Genomic DNA, 26,636 nt, shown 5'->3' on the forward strand with positions numbered 1-26,636 from the left:
AGCCTCTTGCTTATATACCAAGGTCGTTTTTTCGGTGCAGCACCGTATCGTACAGCCCGATTAACCCTTTCTTTTTATCCAGCCCCGTGTATTCCAGGCTAGAATCTTCATAACGCTTGAATTTATACACGGCATCGTTCATTAATGCGCTATTGAACACATTTAGGCTCACCAAAAGTTCAAAATCTTTTTGGGTCAGTCCTGTTACCTTTTGAAATAGGCCGGGTTCAAGCTGGGTAATCACATCTTTTAAGGTGTGCTCGCGAAAATCGGTCAGATACATAAACACAGGGATACGGGTGGCAAACTTGATGAGTTTTTCCTGTATTTCCTTGCGTTTGTTGCGATATTCCTTCTCATCTTGGGTGAGTTGGTATTTTTCTTCTTTACTTAGCTCCCGTTCGCTGGCTTCTGCTTTGACTTTTTTTACTGCTTCCGATTTATTGATGATGGTTTCGATATCTTCATTCAGCGAACGGAAGCCCTCAATACGCTGCAAGGCGGCCATGGCTTCTTCGTTGGCCATCAATTTTTGCAGAGTGATATTGTCTACGTTTACCAATAATGCACTTTCCCAGCGGCGTGCCAGCAGGGTGGCGGTGGTGCCGCTCATAGCCATATCCAGAATACCGGCTGCATCAATCTGCTTCATTGAGCTGCCATCGTAGGCTAATACCGGCAGGAAGCGGATAAACTCACCCACTTTAGCTTCTGGGCTAACATCTTCAGTGTTGAGGCGGCAGCTGTAATCTGAAATTTGTCTCAGCGCCCGGTCGGGTGCGAAATCGAACACATAGCATTCGTTCTTCACAATCAGCTCGTTGTTTGGGTCGGAAGCGTCATGACCGTGCAGCACCCAGGGCGTTTGCACACGGAAGGCTGCCTGGAAATATGTTTCGGGGCTGGATGCATTGCGCAACATCAGGATACCTGTCCATGGCGGTACGGATACGCCAGTGGTGAGTTTGCCGCAGGATAGGGTTATGGTTTTGCTTTCCAGCGGAACAGCCATGGCCTCCTTTACCGGAGGTAGAGCATTCACGCCGATACCGGCTTCTTTGCCTGCAGCCACAATAATGTGGTAATCATGGTAGAAGCGGTTTTGCCGCTGAAGCAGTAGGGTGTTCATAGCATGGCAGGCGGCAACGGAAGGCAGAAACCAAAAAGTATGTAGCAGAGAGCCCAAAAGCCGGGTATCGGAAAACGGCATAGGTGGTTTTCCTTTACCCATTTTTAGTGTGTCGGCAGCCGCTTCGGGCAGGGCGTTGCGGATTAAATCCAGCCATTTTTGCACCTGCTCTTCGTATTTGAAACGTGCATCTCCGCCCTCACCCTGAGCCGAGAAAAATTCGTTTAGGTCAAATTCGTTAAATTCCCCCCTTTGCGCCACGTCGCGGATACTGTCGGGTAGTTGGTAGGTCATCATCACCATGCGCGGCAATGCGGCATAGGGGTTGCTGCCGTTTTCAGGTAGCCATTCGGCTTTGGCTTTTTGTTCATCAGAGTATGTCCAATTGAAAATCTGCTCTTCGATAAACTCACCCGAGGCGATGGCGCGAAATGGCGTGCCGGAAAGATAGAGATAGTGGTTAGCAGTAATCGGCAGATAGTCTTCATTGAAATAATCCATTCCGCCGCCTTCGGCAAAAGCCTGTTCGCTTTTGTCTTCGCCTTCAAACAGGTCTTTGGCATTTTCACGCCATGCGCCGTAGTGGTATTCGTCAAAAATCACGCAATCCCAGTTGATGGTGTGTACCCATTCATTTTTGGCTTTGATGCCGCCTGCCTTATTTTTGCCGAGAAAGTCTTGGAATGAGCCAAAACACACAATAGGCCTAGTTTTGTCGGCCTCTTCATAACTTAGGCCACCGCTGCCGAGAAACTGCCAGCCTTGGAAATCGGCATGATTTTGTAAGTCTTCCTGCCAGGCATTTTGCACCGCCGGTTTGAAGGTAAGGATCAGTACTTTGCGCCAACCCATTTCCAGCGCAAGCTGATAGGCGGCGAAGGTTTTGCCGAAGCGCATTTTCGCATTCCAAAGGAAATGCGGCGTAATACCCTTATTGGCCGGATCGCGATGGAATTGATCGAAATAGGCGCGGGTTTTATTTACCGCTGCCTGCTGCTCCGGGCGCATACCGAAACTGAGTGTGCGCTTTTCTTCGTTGTGCCGCCCCGTTCTCACTTCTACCAGTGCAGCCTGTACATCTTGCAGTCTGCATTCAAACCATTCAGTTATCCGGTCATGGCTATCACTCAGGCGTTTGATGCCGTGGCGTTCCAGCACTTTGTGCACTTCGTGATCTTTAAATAGGCTGCCGTCTTCGCGTATCGCCGGCTCGTCCAGTTCGATGGTGTAGGTTTGTTCGGGGCGGAGAGTTGGGTATTGTTCGGCCACACGCTCACGCGCAACGGCTTTGGCGGTATAGCCTACTTTCAAACAACCGGGAAACGATTGGTCGGAATAGGCATAGATTCGGGGATGGGTGAGCGGGGGGAATAGGGAGACAGTCATGGCGGTAGGTTAGCTGGAGGTTGGCTAGGCGGGCGGCAGGGGCTACCTGAAATTTCAGGTAGCCTTTATGCTCCGTCCATTGGGCGTACCATTTTTTCAATAAAGCCGATTTCTTCGGTAGTGAGGCCGTACTTGGCGTAGAGTTCTTCGTCTGTCCACGGTTTGCTGAAATTTTGCATGGGGACGAATTGGTAAACTTTCTTGGTGGTATGTTGGGTATTCTTTTTTAGAGTTAGCATGAAATGGAAAAAGCGGGTATCGATATAGCTCATCACGTTTTCACAAATAGCTTTGTTTGGGAATGGTCCGATTACCAAATAAGTTTCGGTACAGGCGGTATTCGGCCCGGCGTAGATGGGTTTTACCTGGTCGGTTTTGCTGTCGCCCGAACCGATGGCATAAGGAACAAGCACTTTATGTTGATTTATCCACGCTGAGTTGGTTTGGATTATTCCACGTTTTAAATAAGCCGTTCCTTTATTTTGATACAGCAATATATTTTGAACATCAACATAAGGACTTGGATTTCCTTTTGTTTCTGTAGTCAGACCAAATGGCTTTCGTGAGCTAATTATTTCACTAAAAGATCTCTCATTTCTTGATAATACTTTTTGCAAGATGCTAATTGCCTCATTATTTCGTATAAAAATGTCAATATTTTCTTCTTTCAGTGGTCGGGAAGCTTTTGAAATCATCTGTTGGTCTTCATATGTGCAGATTAAGCAATTCGGGTCGGTTTTTTTGCTGTCCCAGAGAAAGTAGTTTATCCCCCCCTTAATTTCTACCCCTGTAAAACAATCACTTGAATTCGGGAAATCGTGAATCTCCCTTAATCTCCTGTCGTTTAGCATTTCGTCGCGGAATTCGTCCAGCCCTTTGCCGCCCGCAAACCAGCGCGAGGGGATGATCATCACCAGATAGCGCGGTTCGAGCTTTTTCGCCTGTTGCACGAATTTGTGGTAAATCGGCGAGGCGCTGGCCTGTGCACCACCGTCGCTGAGCTGATACGGCGGGTTGCCGATAATTACGTCAAAGTTCATATTACCGATTTCTGCCAGAAAAGGGTTGTGTTCGGGATGGATAAAGGCATAGGCGTGGTTTTCCAATTCGTCGGGGCGGCCATACTGCTCTTCGCCTGCGCCGCAGTCGAGGCATTTGCGGCTGCCTTTTTTGCCGCTGCCCCAGCGGTGCGGGATGCGGCCGTGCAGGATATTGCCTGCGGCATCGGCAAATGCGGTGCAGACGGACTGGGGGCTGTTTGCCTGCTTGCTGCAATAAATGCTGCGGCGGCTCAAAAGGGCGGTGAGCTCGGTGATGGCGATGCCGTAGAGCTGGTGGGTAAAGATATGGTTCAGGCGGGTTTGCAGGTCGGGGATTTGCGCGGCCAACCCGCGATTGAGCCGTTTGGCGGCTTCGCGCAGGAATACGCCGGATTTGCACACGGGATCGAGGATTTTTGTGTTTGGACTGCTCCACAGGCCGGCGGGCAGGGAGTCCAACATCCGGTTGGCCAATTCGGGCGAGGTAAACACTTCGTCGTTGGAAAGGTTGGCCAAGCAGGTGAGCACATCGGGGTTGTAGCCGTTGGTTTGCCGTTCAGACATTGCTTACCTCCAAAAAATGGATAAGCGGGTAGTCGTCGCGTATGGGGATGGCGATGAAGCATTCTTCACCGGTGTCGGATTTTTGGGGCGGGAGGCCGGATAGGCTACCTGAAAAAATATCTGCGGTTTCATCCGGCCGGTTGCGCTGGATGAGGTGGCGGTATTCGTAGTCGCGGCGTTTCAGGCGGCTATCTATCATGCTCCATTCGGCAAATACGATCGGCTTTTTTTCTGGTGTTTCCAAAGTGAGCGCATCGCCATGCAGGATGTTGCAGGTGAGGATGCTGCGGACGGCCGCAAGATATTGCGGGTTAGCTCTGTTGCCGAAGAGCTCGGTGTAGCGCTGTTCGGCCAATGTGCTGAGGCGTTCGCGGCAAATGGCAACGTTGTCGGACAAAAGCTCGATGCCGTAGATGCTGGCCACGGATTGAATGCCGTCTCGTTCGTAATGCAGTTGGTTTTTACTTCGTTTGTAGCGTGTGGCGGCAACGTCCAGCTTGCGCGATAGGATTTCCACCAAAAAATTGCCTGTGCCGCAGGCAGGCTCTAAAAAACGTGATTCGATGCGCTCGGCTTCAACTTTGACCAAATCGAGCATGGCATTGACTTCGCGCGGGTTGGTATAAACTTCGCCGTGATCGGCGACACGCTGTTTGGAAACGATTTGTGTGGCGGGCATGGAAAGGAGGTGAACGTAACTTTCAACACCTTAAATTTAGCTAATAACGTAACTTTAAGTCAAGTTAAAGCGTAATTTTCTGAAAATTCGCGTAACCGAAACTTACGTTGGCTAATGTGGCAGCATGGATACGCAAAATTCAAAAGCAAAATTTGCCGAGAAGCTGAAAATCGCCATGCAAGCAAGGGGATATGAGGCTAAGGCTTCGGTGTTGGAGCGGGAGTTCAACCTGCGTCATTTTGGCAAACCGGTTACCTTGCACGGCGCGGCCAAGTGGCTGCGGGGAGAAGCACTGCCGCGCCATGACAAAATTGCCACATTGGCCAAATGGCTGAAAATGAATCCGGATGAATTGGTGTATGGTTTAGAGGTTAAGGAGGAAACTGCGGGCAGCCGACGGCGCTGGGAGGAGAGTATCGGCTACCGCGAGCGTGAGCTGTTTGAAATTTTCCTCAATCTACCGGCTCCGCAGCGTAAAATAGTGCGGGAAGTGATTTTGGCGTTCGGCAAGGCGTATTCTGTCGAAAATGACTGAAGAGCGGTATGCTAGGCATCTGGTGAAACCGCTTCTGGTTTGTGGTATAAGCATCCCGTTTTTATTTTTCAGGTAGCCTCATATGAACTGGCAGCAATTGCTCAGCACCAAGCGCTTCAAGCCCGAGAACGGCCGGCTGGTGGCCACCGTTACCCCATCCAGCCAGGAAGGCGCGGATGCGCTGCGCACCGATTTCCACATCGATTACGACCGCGTGGTGTTTTCCGGCTCGTTCCGGCGGCTGGGGCGCAAAACGCAGGTGCACCCCTTCGCCGAACACGACCACACCCACAACCGCCTCACCCACAGCGTGGAAGTGGCCAGCGTGGGGCGCAGTTTGGGCAACCGCGTGGGCGTGATGCTGGCCAAGGGTGGTTTCTTGCCGCCGGAGAATATGCCTTCCGACATCGGCGCGGTGGTTCAGGTAGCCTGCCTCGCGCACGATATGGGTAACCCGCCTTTCGGCCACACCGGAGAAGAGGCGCTGCGCGACTGGTTCCGCAACCCCGAGCACGCAGGCTACCTAGAACATCTGGCCGAAGCCGAACGGCGCGACGTGCAAACCTACGAAGGCAATGCCCACAGCCTGCGCATTTTGGCCAATCTTGAAATGTATCAGCATCGCGGTGGCATGCGGCTTACCGCCGCCTCTATTGGCGCGCTGCTCAAGTATCCGTGGACTACCTCCGCACCGCAAGGTTTGAAAAAATTCAATATTTATCAAACCGAGCTGCCGTTTATCGAATGTGTGGCCGCCGAATTGGGGCTACCTGAAATCGCCGCGCACCATTGGAGCCGCCACCCCCTGTCCTACCTGATGGAAGCAGCAGACGACATCTGCTACGCGCTCCTGGATTTGGAAGACGCGGTGGAGCTCGGCCTGTTGGACGACCGCGAAGTGGAAAACGTATTGCAGGGCATGGTGCACATCGACAAACTCTGGCCGGAGCAATCCGCCCGCCAGCGCTGCGCCATGCTGCGCGGCATGGCCATCGGCCGCACCATCGACGACATGGCGCAGACCTTTATGCTGCACCATGCCGACTTGCTCTCCGGCAACTTCCAGGGCAAAGACCTGCTCAGCGTGTGCACGCCTGAAGTGCGCGATACGTTGGAAGGAGCAAAAGAGCTGGCACGCACCCGTGTGTTCCGCCACCAGAGTAAGCTGATTACCGAAATCGCCGCCTTCCCCTGCATCGGCTCGATTCTCAACCTGCTCGTGCCCGCCGCCTTCGCTTACATCACCAAAGCACACATCGGCACACGCCAATCGCTGGCTTTGGAGCTGCTGCGCGACGACCCGTTGAACGAGCAGGACACACTCTACACTGCCTACATGAAAATCCTCGATTTCGTCGGTGGCATGACCGACAATGCAGCCGCACGACTGGCGCGAGAGGTGTCGGGAATTGGGATGTTGTAATGTGTTTCCGTGTAAATAATGAAAGGCTACCTGAAACTTCAGGTAGCCTTTCCAATAGGGCAGGGCGCTTTATTGATACAGGCAATGCCGACGCCATTCCTGCCGCTGCTGCGGCGTGAGGATTTGCAGCAGGGCGTGTTGGGCGCGCAGGTTTTCCACTTCGCGCTGCATTTGCGGGGTGTATTTTTCGTTCACATAATGCCGTGCCATATTTTCATCGAACACCGGGCCGGAGAGCACCAAATTGGAAGCCTGTGTGGTGTATTGGCGCAGGTTGCGCGATTGTGCCACGAGGTTGTCCATCCGTTGGCGGTATTCGGCACGCACTTGGCGCAGCTGCTCCTGTTGGCTGCTGCTGAGCGCAAGCTGGCGCATATCGCAGTTGGGGCTGTCGGCCAAGGCAAGGCTGCCAGCAGTGAGCAGGGCAGTGGAAAACACAATCCGGCAAAGGGTTTGGCGGCGGGGGAGAGGAGTCATGGGGTTAACTCTTTAGATTCAGTATCGAACCAAGTAAATTTATTATTACCAGTATACGAATGACGGCGTGAAACACGGTATAATCTTGGTAAACCTGTGTAAACAACAATGTAGTGGAAATCACTACGTTTTTGGCACGATGTGCGATGAATTATAATCCCATTTATAGAAGAAAGCACCAACATGGCCCACTACCGTATCGCTCCGAGCATTTTATCTGCTGATTTCGCCCGTTTGGGCGAAGAAGTGCGGCGCGTGATTGCCGCCGGGGCCGACTGGATCCATTTTGATGTGATGGATAACCACTACGTGCCCAACCTCACTTTCGGGCCGATGGTGTGCGCCGCGCTCAAACCTTATGCCACCGTGCCGCTGGATGTGCATTTGATGGTGGAGCCGGTGGACGAAATGATTCAGGCCTTTGCCAAGGCTGGGGCGGATATCATCACCTTCCACCCCGAAGCCAGCCGCCATATCGACCGCAGCTTAAGCCTGATCCGCGACAGCGGCTGCCGCGCCGGGCTGGTGCTTAATCCCGCCACGCCGGTGTATGTGTTGGAACACGTTTTAGACAAGCTCGATGTGGTGCTGCTGATGTCGGTTAACCCCGGCTTTGGCGGGCAGAAATTTATTCCGCACACGCTGGAGAAAATCGAACAGGTGCGCTCGCTCACCGACCTCTACGCCGCCGAAAGCGGCCGCCGCATCCTGATTGAGGTGGACGGCGGCATCAAGGCCGACAATATCGCCGAAATCGCTGCCGCCGGCGCCGACACCTTCGTGGCCGGTTCCGCCATTTTCAATCAGCCCGACTACGCAGCGGTGATTACCGAAATGCGTCGGCAGTTGGAAAAGGCCGGCAGTTGATACGGCAAAAGGCTGCCTGAAATTCTCAAATACAGCGGAAGCGCTTCATTTCTTCCTGCCGCGTGAGCCGCCTTGGCATACTTGGTATGGCTTGCGGTCGGCAGCTGGGCAGTGGAAATCGAGTGCTTCCGCTCAAGTTTTTTCAGGTAGCCAATGTTGCAGGCTGCCTGAAAAACCAAACTGCAGTTTTCAGGCAGCCTCATGCTGCAGCCCGCCTGAAACATTGATACAATTCCCCCGCTTATTCTTAAATCCCGCAGAAAGCCCGTCATGAAAGCCTCCCAGTTCTTTATTTCCACCCTCAAAGAAGCCCCCGCCGAAGCCGCGCTGGCCAGCCACAAGCTCATGCTGCGCGCCGGGCTGATTAAAGCCAACGCCTCCGGCCTCTACACTTGGATGCCCATGGGCTTGCGCGTGCTGCGCAAAGTGGAGGCCGTGGTGCGCGAAGAGATGAACCGCGCCGGTGCTATCGAGCTTTTGATGCCCGTTATCCAGCCGGCCGACTTGTGGAAAGAATCCGGCCGCTGGGATTTCTACGGCGACGAGCTGCTGCGCATCACCGACCGCCACGATAACACCTTCTGCTTCAGCCCCACTTGCGAAGAGCTGATCACCGACATCGTGCGCAAAGAAATCACCAGCTACAAACAGCTGCCCAAGAATTTCTACCACATCCAAACCAAATTCCGCGACGAGCGCCGCCCCCGCTTCGGCGTGATGCGCGCGCGCGAATTTGTAATGAAAGACGCCTATTCCTTCCACGCCGACTACGAATCCCTGGTGCGCGACGGCTACCAGCCCATGTACAACGCCTACTGCCGCGTGTTCGACCGCCTGGGCCTCGACTACCGCCCCGTGGCCGCAGACACCGGCAGCATCGGCGGCACCGGCTCGCACGAATTCCAAGTGCTGGCCGAAAGCGGCGAAGACGTCATCGCCTACAGCAGCGAATCCGATTTCGCCGCCAATATCGAGCTCGCCCCCACCCTGCGCCAAAGCGGCGAGCGCGCCACTGCACAAGCCGTGCTTGCCAAAGTGCACACCCCGGGCGTGAAAACCATTCCCGAGTTGGTGGAATTTTTGCAAATTCCGATTGAACGCACGCTCAAATCTATCGTGGTGGAAGGCGAAGAAGAGGGCGAACTCGTGTTGCTGCTGCTGCGCGGCGACCACGAATTCAACGACATCAAAGCCGAAAAACTGCCCGGCGTGAAAAGCCCGCTGGCCATGGCTTCGCCCGAAGCCATTAAAGAGAAATTCGGCGCAAACGGCGGTTCGCTCGGCCCGGTGGGCTTCAAAGGCAAAGTGTATGCCGACTTCGCCGTGGAAAAACTGGCCGACACCGTGATCGGCGCCAATGAAGACGACCACCACTACACCAGCTTCAACTTCGGCCGCGACTGCCCCAAGCCCGAATTTGCCGACATCCGCAACGTTATCGCCGGCGACCCCAGCCCCGACGGCAAAGGCTACCTGAAACTCGCACGCGGCATCGAAGTCGGCCATGTGTTCCAACTGCGCGACAAATATTCCGCCGCTCTCAACGCCTCGTTCTTGGATAACAACGGCAAATCGCAAATCATGGAAATGGGCTGCTACGGCATCGGCATCACCCGCATCGTGGCTGCCGCCATCGAGCAGAACAACGACGAGCGCGGCATCATCTGGACCAACGCCATGGCGCCGTTCCAAGCCGTGATCGTGCCGATGAACTACAAAAAATCCGAAGCCGTGCGCGAGGCCGCCGATAAAATCTACGCCGAACTCACCGCCGCCGGCATCGATGTGCTGCTCGACGACCGCGACGAACGCGCCGGCGTGCTGCTGGCCGACAGCGAACTGTTGGGCATCCCGCACCGCATCGCCATCGGCGACCGCGGCCTGAAAGAAGGCAAAGTGGAATACACCGAACGGCGCAGCGGCGAAACCGAGCTGGTGGCAGCGGGCGAAATTGCCGCCAAGCTGAAAGGTTTGTTGGCTTAAGCATTACGCCGGATTAGAGGCTACCTGAAAAACTTGGCTTGATAGAAGCTGCGTTTATTTTCAGGTAGCCTTTATGCCTCTGAGTTCTATCGATCCGCACAAACCGTTATTTAGCCCTCGGCCCGCTTTCCGCTACAATGCCGCTTTCCCCACAATACAACATAAAGGAACCCAATCATGGCACGTCTTCCCGTCCATACTGTAGAAACCGCTCCCGAAGCCGCCAAACCGCGCGTGGAGGCGGTGCTGAAGGCCAACGGCTTTATCCCCAACCTCATCGGCGTGTTGGCCAATGCGCCCGAAGCCCTGGCGTTTTATCAGGAAGTGGGCAAGCTCAACGCCGCCAACAGCCTCACCCCGGGCGAGGTGGAAGTGGTGCAGATTATTGCCACCAAAACCAACGAATGCGGCTTCTGCGTGGCCGGGCACACCAAAATCGCCACGCTGAAAAAACTGCTCTCCGAAAAAGCCATCCAAGCCTCGCGCCATCTGAACCCCGCCGAATTCGACGACGCCAAACTGGCCGCACTGGCCGCCTTCACCCAAGCCGTGATGGCGAAAAAAGGTGCGGTGTCCGATGCTGAGCTGCAAGCCTTTCTAGACGCGGGCTACAACAAACAGCAATCGGTGGAAGTGGTGATGGGCGTGGCGCTGGCCACCCTGTGCAACTACACCAACAACTTGGCGCAAACCGACATCAACCCCGAATTGCGCGATTACGCTTAAACATACGCAGCTTGCTGCGGTGAGCGAAACCAAAGGCTACCTGAAATTTCAGGTAGCCTTTGGTTATGGGGCGGCAGAGCTTTGCCGACAGGGTATAGTGGATTAACAAAAACCAGTACGGCGTTGCCTCGCCTTGCCGTACTATCTGTACTGTCTGCGGCTTCGTCGCCTTGTCCTGATTTTTGTTAATCCACTATAGGTTCAAGCCTTTGAGATTTTCAGGTAGCCTGTGCCGTTGCAGGCTACCTGAAAATCTGTGGGGCGGCCAGCTGCGTTCATTTGCTCTGCCGCAAGCGGCCTGTTCCCGTTCGGTGTACAATGCTGCCGTTCAACCATCAACCTAGGAGCCACCCATGCCCAGCACCCAAACCCAGATTGCTGGTTTCTCGTTTGACAACTGCCTCATGAACGCCGCCGGCGTGGCCTGCATGAGCATTGCCGAATTGGAAGAAGTGAAAAATTCCGCCGCCGGCAGCTTTGTTACCAAAACCGCTACCCTCGAGCCGCGCGCCGGCAACCCCGAGCCGCGCTACCGCAACGTGCCGCTGGGCAGCATCAACTCCATGGGTCTGCCCAACCACGGCATCGATTACTACCTCGACTACCTGCTCGACCTGCAAAACCGCGAGCCGAACCGCACCTTCTTCCTCTCCCTGGTGGGCATGTCGCCCAGCGAAACCCACGCCCTCCTGCGCAAAGTGGAAGAGAGCGGCTTTAGCGGCCTCACCGAGCTCAACCTTTCCTGCCCCAACGTGCCTGGCAAACCGCAGATTGCCTACGATTTTGAAACCACGGAAAAAATCCTCGGCGATGCCTTTGCTTATTTCAGCAAACCGCTGGGCATCAAGCTGCCACCCTATTTCGATATCGTCCACTTCGACCAAGCCGCCGCCATCTTCAATAAATTCCCGCTCAAATTTGTGAACTGCGTCAATTCCATCGGCAACGGCCTGTATGTGGAAGACGAAACCGTGATTATCCGCCCCAAAAACGGCTTCGGCGGCATCGGCGGCGAATACATCAAACCTACGGCGCTGGCCAATGTGCACGCTTTCTACCAGCGGCTCAACCCTTCCATCCGCATCATCGGCACTGGCGGCGTGCTCACCGGCCGCGATGCTTTCGAGCACATCCTGTGCGGCGCCAGCATGGTGCAGCTGGGCACCACCCTGCATAAAGAAGGCGTGCCCGCCTTCATCTGCATCACCGAAGAGCTGAAAGCCATCATGGCCGAAAAAGGCTATGAAACGCTGGACGATTTCCGCGGCAAATTGAAATATTTGGGCTAACCGCAATCGGCGTATCCAACAATAAAGGCTACCTGAAAAATTTCAGGTAGCCTTTTTATCTCCGCAATCAAGCTGCCATGTGGGTTTAAAAATGGTTTTTCAATTCGCGCAGTGCGGTGAAGACTTGTTCTTCGCCGTGCAGGCTTTGGCTGCTGAGTTCGGCGGTGCGGGAGGCTACCTGAAAATCGGCGGTGCGCAGGAAGGGGTTGATTTGCCGCTCGTGGGCAAGGGAGACGGGCAGGGTGGGCGTGTGCACGGCGGCGGCCAGGCTGCGGGCGATTTCGGGGTTGTGCGGCTCGATGTGTGCGGCGAAGCGCAGGTTGGCGGCGGTGTATTCGTGGGCGGGGTAGAGCAGGGTGTTTTCAGGTAGCCTGTTGATGCGTTGCAGGGAGGCGAAGAGTTGGGCGGTGGTGCCGTTGAAGACGCGGCCGCAGCCGGCGGAAAAGAGGGTGTCGCCGCAGAAGAGATGGGCTTGCCCGCCCGCTTGTAGCAGGTAGCTGAGGTGGGTTTGGGTGTGGCCGGGGGTGTGCCAGACTTCCACTTGGCTTTGCCAGAGCGGCCAGCGGCTGCCTTCGCCTACGGTGTGGGTGGTGTGGGGGATGTCGTGGTTGGCGTAAACGCGGCAGTCGGGGAACTGGCGGATGAGCTCGGGCAGGCCGGCGGTGTGGTCGGCGTGGTGGTGGGTAATCCAGATTTGGCGCAGCACCAAGCCGTGGGCTTTCAGGTAGCCTGCTACGGGAGCGGCGTCGCCGGGGTCGATGCAGACGGCTTCGTTGCCTTGTTGGAGCAGCCAGATGTAGTTATCGGCAAGAGCGGAAATGGGCGTGATTTTGAGCATGGTGGCAATGTTAGTAAATTGACAAAAGGGTGGCCGGTTGCTAGCCTTCACAGCATTTTACACGATAAGGGAGCGGCAGATGACCGCTGTGGATTATGTAGTGAATTTGGTGTTGAGCGGGATTTTGATTGTGGGGGCGTATCAGTTTTACTTTTTCACCCAACGCCACCCGCTGCGGCAGGCGCAGGTGCTGCATTCGCCGCTGGATGAGAAGATTCCGTTTGTGGCTTGGTGGTCGTGGGTGTATAGCTTTTTGTATTATCCGGCGATTTTGTATTTAAACTGGCTGATGGCGGATTCGCGCCAGTTTGTGATGACGGCGTTTAGCTTTTTGATTTTGCTGTTTGTGCAAATGATGTTTTTCTGGCTGTGGCCGGTGTCCACGCCGCCGCACTGGCGCAGTGTGAACACGGGCAAAACGGCTTCGGAGAAGTTTTTGCTGTTTGTGCAGAAGTTCGACCAATCCACCAACTGCTTCCCGAGCATGCACGTTTCGGTGGCGATGCTCACGGCCATGTATGCCTACCCGAGCATGGGCGCGGTGGCGTTTGCCTTTCCGGTGTTGATCGCGCTTTCCTGTATGTTTACCAAGCAGCATTATCTGATGGATTTGCCCGCCGGCGCGTTTTTGGGCTGGCTGGTGTTTAAGCTGTATGGTTGGCTGATGTTGGGATAAATGAGAAGGCTACCTGAAAGTCCCAGGTAGCCTTTTTTACTGCGAGGGTCAACTAGGAGGTGGCGTTGTTATGCCGCCGTTTGAAGTGTCGGGCTGTTCAAGTTTCCAGGTAGCCTGAAGTCTTTACCAAACAATATGCATTTGGCGCAGGGTGGGTTTATACTCACTCTGTTTTCAATGGATTGTACGGGCTAAGTCTCAATCTTAAGCAAAGGCGGGCAGGCAATCTGCCATTAAACAACAGGGCATGGTTTTCAGCCTGTTAGGCTGGATAGAGGCTACCTGAAAAATTGGCGCGGATATCAGCGCTCGCGGCGTACGCTTTGCCGCCAGCGGCCGTTCACCAGCCGCTTGGTGATGACTTCGGTGTAGGCGCCGTTGCCTTGCCGGCTGTCCCGTGTGGTGATGGCGATTTTACGCGGAGCGCGACCAGGGATAATCTGCCAGGTTTCTTCGGCGTGGAAGCAGCAGCCGTCGCGGGCAGCGGTGGTCAGGGTGTGGCGGGCGGCATCCACGCGGAACATACCCATGTAGTCGGAGGCGAGCTCGGTGAGCTCGCGGCTTTTAACGAAGCGGCCGGATTGGGTTTGCACGTAGATATCGTAGCTGGGGCTGCCGTAGGAACCGCCATTACCATTGCGGATGGCCAGGTCGGGTTTGCCGTCAAAGTTGAAGTCGCCCATTTGCACATCACTTGGCCACAATCCATTGTTGTGGAAAGAGAGTTGTTCGCTGCGGAAGCTTTGTGAGAAGCTACCGTGGCGTAGGGTGATTTGGGCCGGGCCCATACAAATCAAGCCATCTCTGTCGCAGCTGTCGCTTTGCACTTCGGCCTGCCAGCCGGGAGGCAGTTTAGTCGCATCTACCGTTAGACTGCGGGCGTGGGCGGTGAGGGGCAGGATGGCAAGCAGGAGCAGTAGGGTGGGTTTCATGGCGATCTCCAAGGGTGGGGAAGGGGGTTGAGGAAGATTATAGCAGCAAAATCAGGCGGCTGGTTTGGTTTCGGTAGATATGGTTTCAGGTCGCCTTAACCAGCGGTTTTGGCAAAACGGGGCAAATCGGGCATGATTCGGTTTGGACGAACTGCAAACAGGAAAAGGGCAAATGGAGATTTATCTGGTGGGCGGTGCGGTGCGCGATGCCTTGTTGGGGCGGGAAGTGAAAGACCGCGATTGGGTGGTGGTGGGCGCCGATGCGCCGGCCATGCTCGCGGCGGGCTATCAGCCGGTGGGCAAGGATTTTCCGGTGTTCCTGCATCCCGAAACGCATGAAGAATACGCCCTGGCGCGCACCGAGCGCAAAACCGGGCGCGGCTATGCCGGCTTCACTTTCCACGCCGAGCCGGACGTTACCCTGGAGCAAGACCTGCAGCGGCGCGACCTCACCATCAACGCCATGGCGCAGGATTCCGCCGGGCAGATTATCGACCCCTTCGGCGGGCAGGCCGATTTGGCCGCGGGCATATTGCGCCACGTTTCCCCCGCCTTTGCCGAAGACCCGGTGCGGATTTTGCGCACCGCGCGGTTTGCCGCCCGCTACGGTTTTCAGGTAGCCCCCGAAACCCTGCGCCTGATGGCGGATATGGTGCAGAGCGGCGAAGCCGATGCGCTGGTGGCCGAGCGCGTGTGGCAGGAGTTTGCGCGCGGGCTGATGGAAGCGCGGCCGGTGCGCATGATTGAAGTGCTGCGCCAATGCGGCGCGCTCGCCGTGCTGCTGCCCGAAGTGGAAGCCCTGTTCGGCGTGCCGCAGCGCGCAGACTACCACCCCGAAATCGACTGCGGCATCCACACCCTGCTCACCTTGCAAAGCGCCGCCGATGCCGGCCTGAGCCTGCCCGAACGCTACGCCGCGCTGCTGCACGATTTGGGCAAAGCCGCCACCGCGCCCGAAATCCTGCCCGCACACCACGGCCACGATGAAGCCGGCGTGCCGCTGGTGCAGGCGGTTAATCAGCGCTGGAAAGTGCCCAAAGCCTGCGCCGACTTGGCCGTGCAAGTGTGCCGCTGGCACGGGCGGCTGCACAAGGCGGCCGAATTGCGCCCGCAAACCGCCGCCAAAATTTTGCAGCAAACCGATGCCTACCGCCGCCCCGAACGCTTCGCCGCCATGCTCAACGTATGCCGCGCCGACGCGCAAGGCCGCCTCGGCTTCGAACACGCCGCCTACCAGCAGCGCGAACACTGGCTCGCCCTGCTCGCCGCCGCGCAGCAAACCGACACCGCCGCCATCGCCGCTGCCCGCGCCGGGCAACCGCAACGCATCGCCGAAACCATCGCCGCCGACAGGCTGGCGCGGATTAAACCCTTGCAGGAAGCGTATCGGCGGGAGCAGGGGAAGGCTACCTGAAAAGCGCAGGCTTCAGCGCAGCGGAAAATACGCGGGCAGACAAACGGATAAAACGGAAAGGGAAAGTATGTTGAACAAATCAGATGTGAAAGAATTTTGCGTTCGCTTGGCGGAGGAGTATCCCGGCTGGGAATATAAGGCACATTCTTTTAAGAATAAGACATTAAAGCATTCTGAGGTTTGGATTGATACTGGATGGGTGTTGCATTTATCAGCTATGCCTAGTGTTATTGTTTATAATAAATCAGTTAATAAGGTATTTAAGGAGGGATTTAATAATTTCCAAACAAAATGGACTGCTCGTATGTTAATCCTTAGCCCGGATGCCCATAATCATTGCATGATTTATCAAAAGCTGGTGCATACCTTACCTGATGCCGAAACCTATATCCGCGATTTTTTCGAACGCGGTTTGGATTTGGTCGGGCGTTATTTCAGCAATCCGGACGAAAAAGAGTTTCTAGCCAGTTATCCGATTTATGGCGAGTTCCCCGCGCCTTCTACAGATGATGCCTACGAAGGCTTGGGCAACTGCATCGCCCGCGCCATCCTGCTGGACTTTGATTATGTGGAACGGTTTATCAAAGATGATTTCCCCACCGTCCGACCAATCTATGAGCCTTACCGCGAGCGCGTAGCCCAGTGGCTGCCCATCTGGAAAGAGCGCGCCACCGAAACCGGCAGCATCCTGCCGCCGAAGAAGTGAAACCGGGCAGGAGCAGCGGGATAGGTAATAGCGCCGCAGTTATATTTTCAGGTAGCCTCCGGCAGGAAAGAGGCTACCTGAAAAAGTATGGCCGAAGCATTTTGCTGTTATTTATCGGCAGGCAGCGGTTGCGGCTCCACATCGGGCATCGGCGCGATAGGGCTGAATTGCAGGCCGGTTTGCACGGGGGCGAATCGGGCACGGTCGCTTTCTTTGGGCAGGTAGAGGTCGCTTTTGTAGCCGCAGGAGCTCAGGAGCAGCGCAGCGGCGAGGGCGGGGAATAAGGTTCGCATCATCATCAACTCGAAATTGCCTGAAACAGGCGGCTGTGGCAAGATGGGGCATCTTAAACAAAAATGCCACCATACACAAACCATCATGACCGAGACCGAATTTTTGCGCTATTCCGACCAATTGTTTGCCTACATCGAAGACCAGCTCGACCAGTGCGGCGCCGATTTCGACTGCGAACACAACGGCAATGTGCTCACCATCGAGGCCGATAACGGTACACAGATTATCGTAAACCGCCACATGTCAAACCAAGAGCTGTGGATTGCCGCCAAAAGCGGCGGCTACCACTTCGCCCTGCGCGACGGCGAATGGCGCTCCACACGCGATGGCAGCGGCTTTTTCGCCATGCTGAACGAAGTGCTGGGCGCGGCGGCGGGTAAGACGGTGGAGATCGAGCCGCTGTAGTTTGGGCCGGACGCTTGGGAAGGCTATCTGAAAATGGATTGTAGATTTTCAGGTAGCCTTTACCCATTAAAGCCGCCGCTTGATTTTATGCAATACCATGCCGATAACGATGGCGCAGAGCAGCAGGCCGAAGGCTACGGGCAGGATAACGGCGTAGCCCGCCGTCCGGCCGTAACGGATGCTCCACAGGATTTTACCTGCGGCAGCTGCGGCTAGGCAGAACAACCCGAGGCGCGGTTTACTCTGCCAGAATGCGGCGGCAATCAGCGTCAGGCTCAGGGCAACCATGCCCGATGCCAAGACTTTGGCCGTATTCCAGCCGCCGAGCAGGAAGTTTTGCTCCATGGCCAAGAATTGCCGGATGCGTTCGTTTGGATAGTCGGGTGGGGGAAACCAAAACATACTGCTGAGCAGCAGCAACAAGGTAGCCCAAATACCGGCGTGGCTGCGGCGGTAGGCTGAGAGGCAGAAGGGGATGAGGAACAGCGGGCGGATGTACCAGCTCAGGGGGTTATGATGCCGTGCGAATGCCCAATGGAAAAAACGGCTGTCGGCAAAAAAAAGCGGCAATCAGGGTGGCGCTGAGCAGGGCGAATAGGATGGCGGCTGCGCGATCGATGGCGGATCGGTTCATGGGGCGGCTAATATAGTGGATTAAAATAAAAATGGGGCGGCGAGCCGCAGACAGTATGAGCAATACGGCAAGGCGAGCCAACGCGGTAGCATTCTTATTTTAATCCACTATAAAGGGCTACCTGAAAACGGTTTGGATGTTTTCAGGTAGCCTTTGCTTTAGCGGTGTTTGATTGTCCAGCAGCGGTGGATTTTGCGGTTGCGGAAGTCTTCGGGCACGGATTGGCGGCTGATTTCGGCCACTGCATGGCGTTCGGCCACGGCGGGTTCAAGCTCGAAGCTGCGCAGGTTGTTGGAGAAATAAAGCGTGCCGCCTGGTTCGAGCAATTGCATGGCTTCGCGGATGAGGCGGGGGTGGTCACGCTGGATGTCGAGGATGTCGAGCATTTTTTTGCTGTTGGAAAAGCTGGGCGGATCCATCACGATGAGGTCGAAACGTTTGCCTTCGGCGGCGGCGTTTTGCAGGTATTGGAATACGTCGGCGCGGATGATGCGGTGCTGCTCGGGGTTGATTCGGTTGAGCTCGAAGTTGCGCCGCGCCCAATCCAGATAGGTGTTGGACAAATCTACGGTTTCGCTGCTAACAGCGCCGCCGGTGGCGGCATATACGCTGAAGCTGCCGGTGTAGGAAAAGAGGTTGAGGAAGTGTTTGCCTTGGGTTTCGCTGCCTACGAGGGCGCGGGTGTTGCGGTGGTCGAGGAAGAGGCCGGTATCGAGGTATTTGTCGAGGTTTACCCAGAAGGCGCGGCCGTTTTCGTGCACGATAAAATCTTCGCCGCTGCAGCCGGTTTTTTCGTATTGGCTGCTGCCGCGCTGGCGGCTGCGCTGTTTGAGGTGGATGTGTTCGGCGGGAAAGCAGGTGATGAATTGCACGGCCTCCACCACTTCGGCCAGCCAGACTTCGTATTCGGCATGCTGCATGATCCAGCCGGTGTCGTATTCCTGCAGGTGGACGTGATTGCCGTAGATGTCGATGGCGAAGGGGTATTGCGGGATGTCGCGGTCGTAGAGCCGCCAGGCTTCGATGTTTTGCCGGCGCGCCCATTTGATGAGGTGTTTGGCGTTTTTGCCCAGCCGGTTGGCAAAGGCGGTGATTTCGCTCATGTGAGGCTACCTGGAAAGTGGAAAAGGAGTGCGGCTATTTTACGGTTAATTGCCCCGTCGCTCCAAACGGGCAACTGTGGCTTTCAGGTAGCCTTTTCGGTAGATAGGTGTAAATCTAAAGATTTTGCTTGACCGATTCCAAGCAAACGCCTAAGATGCCGTCCCTTTTTTGTTCGAAGCCATCGTCTTCAGCCCCCGCAGTTTTACAGCTGCGTCTGTTTGCCGCATTTTGCGTGCAATCCTTCTCTGCTTCGCAGGTTGTCGCCGATGCCACTCCAAGCGCTTTGCTTGCGACAATCTTTTGCGTAACCTCCAGCGGTTGCCCTCGTTTTCTTTGCTGCTTGCGGCCTGCCCTAGTTATTGAAAGCGAATGAATCCCGCCTCTTTCTGTTAGCGCATCCTTTTGCTTCGTGGCTGCCCGTTTTGTGCGGGCGGAAAGTATTGTTGTCCTTTTTGGAAACACATGACCATCCAATTCAGCGACCTGCTGCACGATAAAAACCTGCTCGCCGCCCTACGTTCTGCCGGCTACATCGAGCCCACCCCCATTCAGACCCAAGCCCTGCCCGCCGCCATTGAAGGCCGCGACATCATGGCTTCGGCGCAAACCGGCTCCGGCAAAACCGCCGCTTTCCTGCTGCCCAGCCTGCAGCGCATCACCCGCCGCAGCGACAAACCCGGCAAAGGCCCGCGCATCCTTGTGCTCACGCCCACGCGCGAGTTGGCGGCGCAGGTGGAAAAAAACGCCAAAATCTACGCCCAAAACATGAAATGGTTGCGCACCGTCACCCTGGTGGGCGGCTCGTCTTTCGGTTTTCAAATCAAGGCGCTGGCCAAGCCGATTGATTTGGTGGTGGCCACGCCAGGCCGCCTGATGGACCACATGCGCAGCGGCCGCATCGATTTCGACCGCCTCGAAGTGCTGGTGCTCGACGAAGCCGACCGCATGCTGGATATGGGCTTTATCGACGACATCGAAACCATCGTGGCCGCCACGCCCGAAAGCCGCCAAACCCTGCTCTTTTCCGCCACTTGGGACGGCGCTGTAGGCAAACTCGCCCGCCGGCTCACCAAAAATCCCGAAGTGATTGAAATCGAACGAGAAGACAACCAAGGCAAAATCGACGAGCAGCTCTTTTACTGCGACGACAAAAACCACAAAAACCGCCTGCTCGACCATATTTTGCGCGATGCCAATATCGACCAGTGCATCATCTTCACCAGCACCAAAGCCATGAGCGAACAGCTGGCCGACGAACTCTACGAAAAAGGCTTCGCCGCCAACTGCCTGCACGGCGACATGCCGCAAAACTGGCGCAACCGCACGCTGATGGATTTGCGCAAAGGGCGCATCAAAGTACTGGTGGCCACCGATGTGGCCGCGCGCGGCATCGACGTGCCCAGCATCACCCACGTGATCAACTACGACCTACCCAAACAGGCCGAAGACTACGTGCATCGCATCGGCCGCACCGGCCGTGCTGGCTGCCACGGCCTCGCCCTCACTTTTGCCGAAGTGAACGAATACGTGGCGGTGCACAAAATCGAAAAATACCTCGGCCGCAAGCTGCCCGAGTTCACCATCGAAGGCATGGAGCCCACCCGCAAGCGCAGCAAAGCCCCGCGCAAAGCCAAAGGCGGCGGTTGGAAACAAAAAGGCAGCGGCCGCAAGCCCAACGGTAGCGGCAAACCCTTCGGGAGCCGTTCCGCCGGCAACCCGCGCGGTAAAGCCCGCAAACCGGCCGCCCAAGGCCGCCGCGCCTGATATGGTTGAATAATTTTCCCCCTGCTGGGTGAACCGATAGCAGCAGGGGGGGAAGTAAGTGTTTGAGCTATGGCCGGTTCAGTAGCAGCTGGCTGTGAAATAAAGGCTACCTGAAACTTGGGAAGCGGCACGAAAAATTGCCGTATTGTTTTCAGGTAGCCCTTAGTTCGCTCGAGCGATTTACTTGGCTTGTTTGCTTGGCTTACAGTAAGATGATTGGCTGTTTGAGTGTAGCGAGAACGCTTCCCTGTATATGAACGCTGTGTCAGGGAGACGCCTAAAGCCAAACCCAAAAATGCCGCTTTCCGAGCAGATTACAAAACAGCCAATCTACGGCACATTGTGCCGTAAACGTAAACCGCGGCTAAAACACCTCATTTCATGGGATGGCCTGGTTTCTATTTTGAACGGCGATACCGTTTGGGCTACCTGAAAACAGATGGCGTTGCTGATGTTTGCTTTGCAGCAGCTCAGCATATTGTTTTAACTTCGTTGAGGCTTCGTTTTCAGGTAGCCTGCTCCATCATTTCCCCAACCCTGCCGCTTGTTGTTGCCGCAGAAGAACCGTTGATAAATATCACGAGTTAGGAGTGTAACCATATGAAAAACCAACGCGACTCTAATAAACGTAATCCGCGCCGCGCCGATGAAAAAGTTTCAGGTAGTCCTAAGCGCCAGCAGCAGCCTGAAGCGGAGAAAGCGCCGAAAACCCGCGTGGCACGAGCAAAAAAGCTAGCGGTGCGCCCGGCTAACCAAAAAGTGCAGAGCCAAGTGCGCCGTTTGCAGGAACAGCGTTCCGATTTGAGCGGCATTGAGCCGGTGCGCCTGCAAAAGGCGCTGGCTGCTTCGGGCGCGGGTTCGCGCCGCGAGATGGAGGAGTGGATTCAAAACGGTTGGGTAACGGTGAACGGCAAGGTGGCGCAGCTGGGCGATAAGGTGCGGCCGGAAGACCAGGTGTTGGTGAAAGGCAGCGTGATCAAGCTGAAATGGCCGGATCGATTGCCGCGTATCATCTTGTATTACAAACAAGAAGGCGAGATTGTGTCGCGCGACGACCCGCAGGGGCGCGTGAGCATTTTCGACCGTTTGCCGCAGGCGGCGAGCAGCCGTTGGGTGGCCATCGGCCGCTTAGACATCAATACCAGCGGCCTGCTGATTCTTACCACTTCCGGCGAGCTGGCCAACCGTTTTGCCCACCCGAGCTTCGAAGTGGAGCGCGAGTATGCGGTGCGCGTGTTGGGCGAGCTGGGCATGGACGAGATGCGCCTGCTCACCAGCGAGGGCGTGATGCTGGAAGACGGCCTGGCGCGGGTGGAACGCATCCACAGCCAGGGCGGGGAAGGCGCGAACAAATGGTATAATGTGGTGCTCAAAGAGGGGCGCAACCGCGAAGTGCGCCGCATTTTCGAGCATTTCGGCCTTACGGTGAGCCGCTTGGTGCGAACCGGCTTCGGGCCGATTGGTTTGCCCAACCGATTGAAACGCGGGCAGTTTTATGAACTGAACGCGGCGGAAGTGGCCTCAGTGATGAAGTGGGCGGATTTGCCGCTGCCGGACAGCCGCCGTCGGCCTGGCTGACGGTATGCCGCCGATTAAAGGCTACCTGAAAAATCAAACAGCCGCTTTCCTATTGTTCTTTAACGAGTTATGAAACAGCCCAACCGCATCGATTCCCAGCCGGCGTTTTTGCTGTCGGCCACGCCGTGGCGCGAAACCAGCCTGCTGGCGGAGCTGTTTAGCCGCGATTACGGGCGGGTGGCGGTGGTGGCGCGCAGCGCGCGCAAACGGCAAAGCGAATTACGCGGCGTGTTGGTACCGTTTGTGCCGGTTCAGGTAGCCTGGTATGGCAAGGAAGAGTTGAAAATGTTGCACCGAGCCGAATGGCTGGGCGGCTGGCCGCAGCCGCAGGGCAGGGCGCTGCTGAGCGGGCTGTATGTAAATGAATTGGTGCAGAAACTCACTGCCCGAGAAGACCCGCAGCCTGCGTTGTATGAGGCCTTGCAGCAGGTGATGCGTACTTTGTGCACCGAACCGAACCACGCCGCCGTGCTGCGCCGTTTTGAGTGGACATTGCTCACGTTGGCGGGCTACGCGCCGGACTTGCAGAAAGATAGCACAGGATGTTCAGTGGAAGCCGACCGGCAATACTGGCTGCGGCCGGAACATGCGGTGCTGCCGCTGGATCAGCGGCATAGCCTGCCATCGGCAGAGGCGCAGCCGGGTGTGGCTGTGGATGGCGATGTGTTGATTCAGCTGCAAAACGGCGACTTTACCAATGCCGCCGCTTTGCAACAAGCACGTCGGATTACGCGCATGCTGCTGGATTTCCGCCTGCCGGAAGGGATTAAATCGCGGCAGGTGTTGCAGCAGATGCAGGTTTTCAGATAGCTTTTATCAATAGTTTTAGATAAGCAAACCATTAAGTTGTACGTGTTGGATATGTAGAAAATCATGGGTATTACGTCGCATGGCGAAGGCGATTCACGGTAAACTTTAACAGCCGTCCGCCGTCTATATCTCACTTGTGGCGGTAGTTTCGATGCTGTGTTGCTTGCCGACATTATGTGCAACATTAGTAAAATGGTTTTTTATCTGAACAAGCGGTTAATCGTGCATCTGTTTTTCGTTCCCTGTTTGAAAGCGGGGAAAATCACGGCGTTTAAGTGATGATTTGTATAGTTGCAGTATTGACCATATCTTGGAAAAGCTTTGTGGTAATGGCATGCCGGTTGCTAGGTATGGCTACGGCGTGAGTCATAAAGCTAAATTGCCAAATTCGATACCCGAAAGGAAAGAATATGCTGTTGGGTGTTAATATCGACCACGTTGCCACCTTGCGTAATGCACGCGGTACGCGCTATCCCAGCCCGTTGGAGGCGGCTTTGGTTGCCGAAACCCACGGCGCGGATTTGATTACCCTGCATTTACGCGAAGATCGGCGCCATATCAAAGATGCAGATGTGTTTGCCATCAAGCAGGCGATCCGCACCCGTATGAATTTGGAAATGGCGCTGACGGCAGAAATGCTGGATAACGCTTTGCAGGTACAGCCGGAAGATGTGTGTATTGTGCCGGAAAAACGGCAGGAGGTAACCACTGAAGGCGGCTTGGATGTGTTGGCACAACAGCAGACGGTAGCAGAGTTTACGCAGCAATTAAACGCTGCCGGCATCCGTGTTTCGTTGTTTATCGATGCGGATGAACAGCAAATCAAGGCTGCTCGTGATGTTGGAGCTCAAGCTATTGAACTGCATACCGGCGCGTATGCCGATGCAGTTTCACATGCCGTTCGGCAAAACGAATTGCTGCGCTTGGAAGAAGCGGCATATTTTGCTTCCGAATTGGGTTTGGTGGTAAATGCTGGACACGGGTTGACGATTCACAACGTAGCGCCGGTGGCGCGGATTCTGCCGATTCGTGAGCTGAATATCGGTCATGCACTCATTGCGCAGGCTGTGTTTTTGGGTTTGCCGAAAGCGATACACCAAATGAAGGATGAGATTTATCAGGCGCGGAGTCAGCCGGATTAGAGGTAAGAGAAATTATAATTATGAGTTGGGATACGATTCAGAATGAAGAAAAGAATAATAAGAAAAATGGAGTTTTATGGCGATGAATAAATCAAACGTAAGTGGGTTTACTTTAGTTGAGCTGATGATCATTATTGCATTGATTGCTATTTTGGTTACTCTATCATATCCAAGTTATGAGGCTTTCATGCGAAGGGTTCATATGGAGGAGGCCAAGGCAAGTATCATGGTAAAGGCTAGGGATATGGAGCGCTTATATGCCAGTAAAAGGACCTTTACCGATTCAAGTAGCCCCGCGACAGATCCGGTTGATACGGAGTACTTTGCTATTGATTTCGCACCAGGTAGTCCCAAGGCAGATAGCTACGAAATTATTGCAAAACCGAAAAATCCTCGTGAAACGCAAGCTCTTTACTACAATAGCATAGGTATTCTCAGTCGTTGCAATGCCTCTACAATGCAGGACTGTGAGCAATACTAATAGTAACAGGGTATTTCATTTTTTTCTAAAGCCGTTTATACTGCGTGTCCTAATAATTATCTAAAGGAGTAGCAATATGAACGGTTTATCTGTTTTCACCAAACGCGGTTTCACACTGATGGAGCTGATGATCATTATTGCCATAGTGGCGATTTTGGCAGCCATTGCGTATCCTTCATACCAATCGTTTGTGCGAAAATCCCGTTTGGAAGAGGCGAATGCTGCTTTGTTGGAAAATAGTCGGGCGATGGAGCGTTTCTATACGAGAAACCGCACTTTTAAAGCCACTTCCACTACTTGGCCGGTGTTGGCGGTTAGTCAAACGCAGCATTTCTGTATTAAATTCCAAGGTAATGCGCGTGGGGTGTTGGGAGATAAATATACAATTAAAGCCGTGGCCTTTGATGTAAATAAAGAGCCACGGGTTTTGTTGATAAACCAAGATCAAACCGTGCGGATTTGCCAAAGAAGTCGTAGCCGTTGCGATAATAAAGAGGTATTTTCTGGAGGTAATAATATCGACCAAGAATGCGAATTGCTGCATTAGTTTTCTTATTATTTAAATTCAAATTTTGATGAGTATTGTAATCTTACTTGCAACAAAAAATCCAAAATGCCGATTATGCTCGCATGATTCAAAACGATACCGTCCCATTTAGCCTAGGAGAAACCGAACTGCTGGCTGAAATCTTGAGTGGTACGAATTTGATATGGTGTATATGGTGTAGCAGCAGGCGGTGATGCAGCAGTCCCGTTTCGATCCGGATGCCTTCCACCAAGATTTGACGATAAAGACGTAACCGGCATTTGCCCGCATTGCATCAACCCGCCCATGCCGCCGTTGCGTGATTATCTGGCGTGGCGTCAAACGCTGGCTAAACAGGCTACCTGAACATTTCAGGTAACCTTTTTCCCTGTATAATCAAACAATAATCTTATCTGGAAAACCCATGCGTATCATTTCTGCCAATGTAAACGGCATCCGTTCTGCCTATAAAAAAGGCTTCTATGAATACCTTGCCGCAAGCGGCGCCGATATCGTTTGCGTACAGGAACTCAAGGCTCAAGAAGCTGATTTGGACGACAGCATGAGGGCCCCGCACGGTATGTACGGCGTTTGGCACTGTGCCGAGAAGCGCGGCTATTCCGGCGTGGCGCTGTATAGCAAACGCGAGCCAGACCGCGTGCAAACCGGCATGGGTATTGCCGATTTCGATGCTGAAGGCCGCTTTGTGCAGGCTGATTTCGGCAATTTATCGGTGATTTCGCTCTACTTGCCGTCTGGTAGCAGTTCGGAAGAGCGCCAGCAGGTGAAGTTCCGTTTCCTAGAAGCCTTCTACCCGATGCTGCGCGAGTTGCAAACCCAAGGACGCGATATCGTGATCTGTGGCGATTGGAATATTGCGCATCAAAACATCGACTTGAAAAACTGGAAAGGCAACCTGAAAAACTCCGGCTTCCTGCCTGAAGAGCGCGAGTGGATCGGCAAAGTGATTGCCGAACTGGGCTGGGTAGATATTTGGCGCACGCTCTATCCCGAAATGCCTGGCTACACTTGGTGGAGCCAGCGTGGCCAGGCCTATGCCAAAGACGTGGGCTGGCGCATCGACTACCAAATGGCCACGCCCGCTCTGGCCGAGCACGCCCGCTCCGCCCATGTTTATAAGCAGGAGAAATTCTCCGATCACGCCCCGCTGGTAGTGGATTACGATTATCCGCTGTAGCGGATGCCGGCGTTCCGGTTTTTCAGAAATCCGGCA

General features: G+C 54.8%; 27 protein-coding genes and 1 pseudogene. 19 read left to right on the forward strand and 9 right to left on the reverse strand.

The window, feature by feature from the left end; translation table 11 throughout:
* Nucleotides 1–10 precede the first annotated feature (10 nt).
* From A7P97_RS02630 to A7P97_RS02640, 3 genes are all read right to left on the reverse strand, one after another.
* Complete coding sequence (locus A7P97_RS02630) at nt 11–2,515, reverse strand: GIY-YIG nuclease family protein (RefSeq protein WP_067530278.1); 2,505 nt, start codon at nt 2,513–2,515, stop codon at nt 11–13.
* A gap of 65 nt (nt 2,516–2,580) precedes the next feature.
* The gene (locus A7P97_RS02635) at nt 2,581–4,119 is read right to left on the reverse strand and encodes an Eco57I restriction-modification methylase domain-containing protein (RefSeq protein ID WP_067596308.1); all 1,539 of its coding nucleotides are present in this window, start codon (nt 4,117–4,119) and stop codon (nt 2,581–2,583) included.
* Nucleotides 4,112–4,798 (reverse strand): hypothetical protein, encoded by a 687-nt coding sequence (locus tag A7P97_RS02640; RefSeq protein ID WP_067530279.1) that lies wholly within the window; start codon nt 4,796–4,798, stop codon nt 4,112–4,114. The genes A7P97_RS02635 and A7P97_RS02640 overlap by 8 nt, the downstream gene beginning before the upstream one ends.
* A gap of 124 nt (nt 4,799–4,922) precedes the next feature.
* Between A7P97_RS02640 and A7P97_RS02645 the strand changes: the two genes are divergently transcribed.
* Both A7P97_RS02645 and A7P97_RS02650 read left to right on the forward strand, forming a co-directional pair.
* On the forward strand, nt 4,923–5,333 hold the full coding sequence (locus A7P97_RS02645; protein WP_067596309.1) for a DNA-binding protein: 411 nt from the start codon (nt 4,923–4,925) through the stop codon (nt 5,331–5,333).
* Nucleotides 5,334–5,415: 82 nt separating this feature from the next.
* Nucleotides 5,416–6,756, forward strand: a complete 1,341-nt coding sequence (locus A7P97_RS02650) for a deoxyguanosinetriphosphate triphosphohydrolase (RefSeq protein WP_067530281.1) — start codon at nt 5,416–5,418, stop codon at nt 6,754–6,756.
* A 69-nt stretch (nt 6,757–6,825) separates the two neighbouring features.
* Here A7P97_RS02650 and A7P97_RS02655 read toward each other — a convergent pair whose 3' ends face one another.
* Nucleotides 6,826–7,233 carry a Spy/CpxP family protein refolding chaperone gene (locus tag A7P97_RS02655; RefSeq protein ID WP_067530282.1) on the reverse strand — a complete coding sequence of 136 codons (408 nt, stop codon included), beginning with the start codon at nt 7,231–7,233 and terminating at the stop codon, nt 6,826–6,828.
* A 183-nt stretch (nt 7,234–7,416) separates the two neighbouring features.
* Here A7P97_RS02655 and rpe point away from each other — a divergent pair, with 183 nt between their 5' ends.
* From rpe to A7P97_RS02675, 4 genes are all read left to right on the forward strand, one after another.
* On the forward strand, nt 7,417–8,100 hold the full coding sequence (gene rpe, locus A7P97_RS02660; RefSeq protein ID WP_067530283.1) for a ribulose-phosphate 3-epimerase: 684 nt from the start codon (nt 7,417–7,419) through the stop codon (nt 8,098–8,100).
* Nucleotides 8,101–8,370: 270 nt separating this feature from the next.
* The gene (locus tag A7P97_RS02665; protein WP_067530284.1) at nt 8,371–10,083 is read left to right on the forward strand and encodes a proline--tRNA ligase; all 1,713 of its coding nucleotides are present in this window, start codon (nt 8,371–8,373) and stop codon (nt 10,081–10,083) included.
* Nucleotides 10,084–10,260: 177 nt separating this feature from the next.
* Nucleotides 10,261–10,809 (forward strand): carboxymuconolactone decarboxylase family protein, encoded by a 549-nt coding sequence (locus tag A7P97_RS02670; protein WP_067530285.1) that lies wholly within the window; start codon nt 10,261–10,263, stop codon nt 10,807–10,809.
* 353 nt (nt 10,810–11,162) lie between these two features.
* Nucleotides 11,163–12,098 carry a dihydroorotate oxidase gene (locus A7P97_RS02675; protein WP_067596310.1) on the forward strand — a complete coding sequence of 312 codons (936 nt, stop codon included), beginning with the start codon at nt 11,163–11,165 and terminating at the stop codon, nt 12,096–12,098.
* Between the two features lie 85 nt (nt 12,099–12,183).
* Here the strand turns inward: A7P97_RS02675 and gloB are convergent, their stop codons facing one another.
* Nucleotides 12,184–12,936: a hydroxyacylglutathione hydrolase gene (gene gloB, locus A7P97_RS02680; RefSeq protein ID WP_067530287.1), complete on the reverse strand. Its 753-nt coding sequence runs from the start codon at nt 12,934–12,936 to the stop codon at nt 12,184–12,186.
* Between the two features lie 79 nt (nt 12,937–13,015).
* On the opposite strand from gloB, the gene A7P97_RS02685 reads away from it, so the two are divergent.
* Nucleotides 13,016–13,612, forward strand: coding sequence for a phosphatase PAP2 family protein (locus A7P97_RS02685; protein ID WP_067530288.1), 597 nt, complete (start codon nt 13,016–13,018; stop codon nt 13,610–13,612).
* A gap of 302 nt (nt 13,613–13,914) precedes the next feature.
* Here A7P97_RS02685 and A7P97_RS02690 read toward each other — a convergent pair whose 3' ends face one another.
* Nucleotides 13,915–14,544, reverse strand: coding sequence for an FG-GAP and VCBS repeat-containing protein (locus tag A7P97_RS02690; RefSeq protein WP_067530289.1), 630 nt, complete (start codon nt 14,542–14,544; stop codon nt 13,915–13,917).
* Between the two features lie 172 nt (nt 14,545–14,716).
* On the opposite strand from A7P97_RS02690, the gene A7P97_RS02695 reads away from it, so the two are divergent.
* Entirely contained in the window at nt 14,717–15,958 is a 1,242-nt protein-coding gene (locus A7P97_RS02695; RefSeq protein ID WP_067530290.1) for a multifunctional CCA addition/repair protein, read from the forward strand.
* Nucleotides 15,959–16,262: 304 nt separating this feature from the next.
* Nucleotides 16,263–16,664, forward strand: coding sequence for a hypothetical protein (locus tag A7P97_RS10565; RefSeq protein WP_231865626.1), 402 nt, complete (start codon nt 16,263–16,265; stop codon nt 16,662–16,664).
* Between the two features lie 107 nt (nt 16,665–16,771).
* Here A7P97_RS10565 and A7P97_RS02705 read toward each other — a convergent pair whose 3' ends face one another.
* A complete protein-coding gene (locus tag A7P97_RS02705; RefSeq protein WP_082887573.1) occupies nt 16,772–16,963 on the reverse strand; it encodes a lipoprotein in 192 nt (63 codons plus the stop codon).
* A gap of 76 nt (nt 16,964–17,039) precedes the next feature.
* Here A7P97_RS02705 and cyaY point away from each other — a divergent pair, with 76 nt between their 5' ends.
* The gene (cyaY, locus tag A7P97_RS02710) at nt 17,040–17,363 is read left to right on the forward strand and encodes an iron donor protein CyaY (protein WP_067530937.1); all 324 of its coding nucleotides are present in this window, start codon (nt 17,040–17,042) and stop codon (nt 17,361–17,363) included.
* Between the two features lie 66 nt (nt 17,364–17,429).
* On the opposite strand, the gene A7P97_RS02715 is transcribed toward cyaY, so the two are convergent.
* Both A7P97_RS02715 and A7P97_RS02720 read right to left on the reverse strand, forming a co-directional pair.
* Nucleotides 17,430–17,933: a hypothetical protein gene (locus A7P97_RS02715; protein WP_082887574.1), complete on the reverse strand. Its 504-nt coding sequence runs from the start codon at nt 17,931–17,933 to the stop codon at nt 17,430–17,432.
* Nucleotides 17,934–18,155: 222 nt separating this feature from the next.
* Complete coding sequence (locus A7P97_RS02720) at nt 18,156–19,100, reverse strand: class I SAM-dependent methyltransferase (protein ID WP_067530292.1); 945 nt, start codon at nt 19,098–19,100, stop codon at nt 18,156–18,158.
* Between the two features lie 463 nt (nt 19,101–19,563).
* Between A7P97_RS02720 and A7P97_RS02725 the strand changes: the two genes are divergently transcribed.
* The 9 genes and pseudogenes from A7P97_RS02725 to A7P97_RS02755 all read left to right on the forward strand — a co-directional run bounded on the left by A7P97_RS02725 (nt 19,564) and on the right by A7P97_RS02755 (nt 26,600).
* Nucleotides 19,564–20,865 (forward strand): DEAD/DEAH box helicase, encoded by a 1,302-nt coding sequence (locus tag A7P97_RS02725; RefSeq protein WP_067530293.1) that lies wholly within the window; start codon nt 19,564–19,566, stop codon nt 20,863–20,865.
* 420 nt (nt 20,866–21,285) lie between these two features.
* Nucleotides 21,286–21,453 (forward strand): hypothetical protein, encoded by a 168-nt coding sequence (locus A7P97_RS09995; RefSeq protein ID WP_156497469.1) that lies wholly within the window; start codon nt 21,286–21,288, stop codon nt 21,451–21,453.
* A gap of 12 nt (nt 21,454–21,465) precedes the next feature.
* On the forward strand, nt 21,466–22,443 hold the full coding sequence (locus A7P97_RS02730; RefSeq protein WP_067530294.1) for a pseudouridine synthase: 978 nt from the start codon (nt 21,466–21,468) through the stop codon (nt 22,441–22,443).
* Between the two features lie 69 nt (nt 22,444–22,512).
* Nucleotides 22,513–23,253, forward strand: a complete 741-nt coding sequence (recO, locus tag A7P97_RS02735; protein ID WP_067530295.1) for a DNA repair protein RecO — start codon at nt 22,513–22,515, stop codon at nt 23,251–23,253.
* Nucleotides 23,254–23,663: 410 nt separating this feature from the next.
* Nucleotides 23,664–24,395: a pyridoxine 5'-phosphate synthase gene (gene pdxJ, locus A7P97_RS02740; protein WP_067526670.1), complete on the forward strand. Its 732-nt coding sequence runs from the start codon at nt 23,664–23,666 to the stop codon at nt 24,393–24,395.
* A 76-nt stretch (nt 24,396–24,471) separates the two neighbouring features.
* Nucleotides 24,472–24,876, forward strand: coding sequence for a type IV pilin protein (locus A7P97_RS02745; protein ID WP_231865627.1), 405 nt, complete (start codon nt 24,472–24,474; stop codon nt 24,874–24,876).
* A gap of 76 nt (nt 24,877–24,952) precedes the next feature.
* A complete protein-coding gene (locus A7P97_RS02750) occupies nt 24,953–25,423 on the forward strand; it encodes a type IV pilin protein (RefSeq protein ID WP_067444196.1) in 471 nt (156 codons plus the stop codon).
* Nucleotides 25,424–25,506: 83 nt separating this feature from the next.
* A pseudogene (locus A7P97_RS10570) lies at nt 25,507–25,768 on the forward strand (hypothetical protein).
* 58 nt (nt 25,769–25,826) lie between these two features.
* Nucleotides 25,827–26,600, forward strand: coding sequence for an exodeoxyribonuclease III (locus tag A7P97_RS02755; protein WP_067530296.1), 774 nt, complete (start codon nt 25,827–25,829; stop codon nt 26,598–26,600).
* Nucleotides 26,601–26,636 lie beyond the last annotated feature (36 nt).

It is taken from the genome of Eikenella sp. NML070372 (assembly GCF_001648415.1).
Lineage (GTDB): Bacteria > Pseudomonadota > Gammaproteobacteria > Burkholderiales > Neisseriaceae > Eikenella > Eikenella exigua.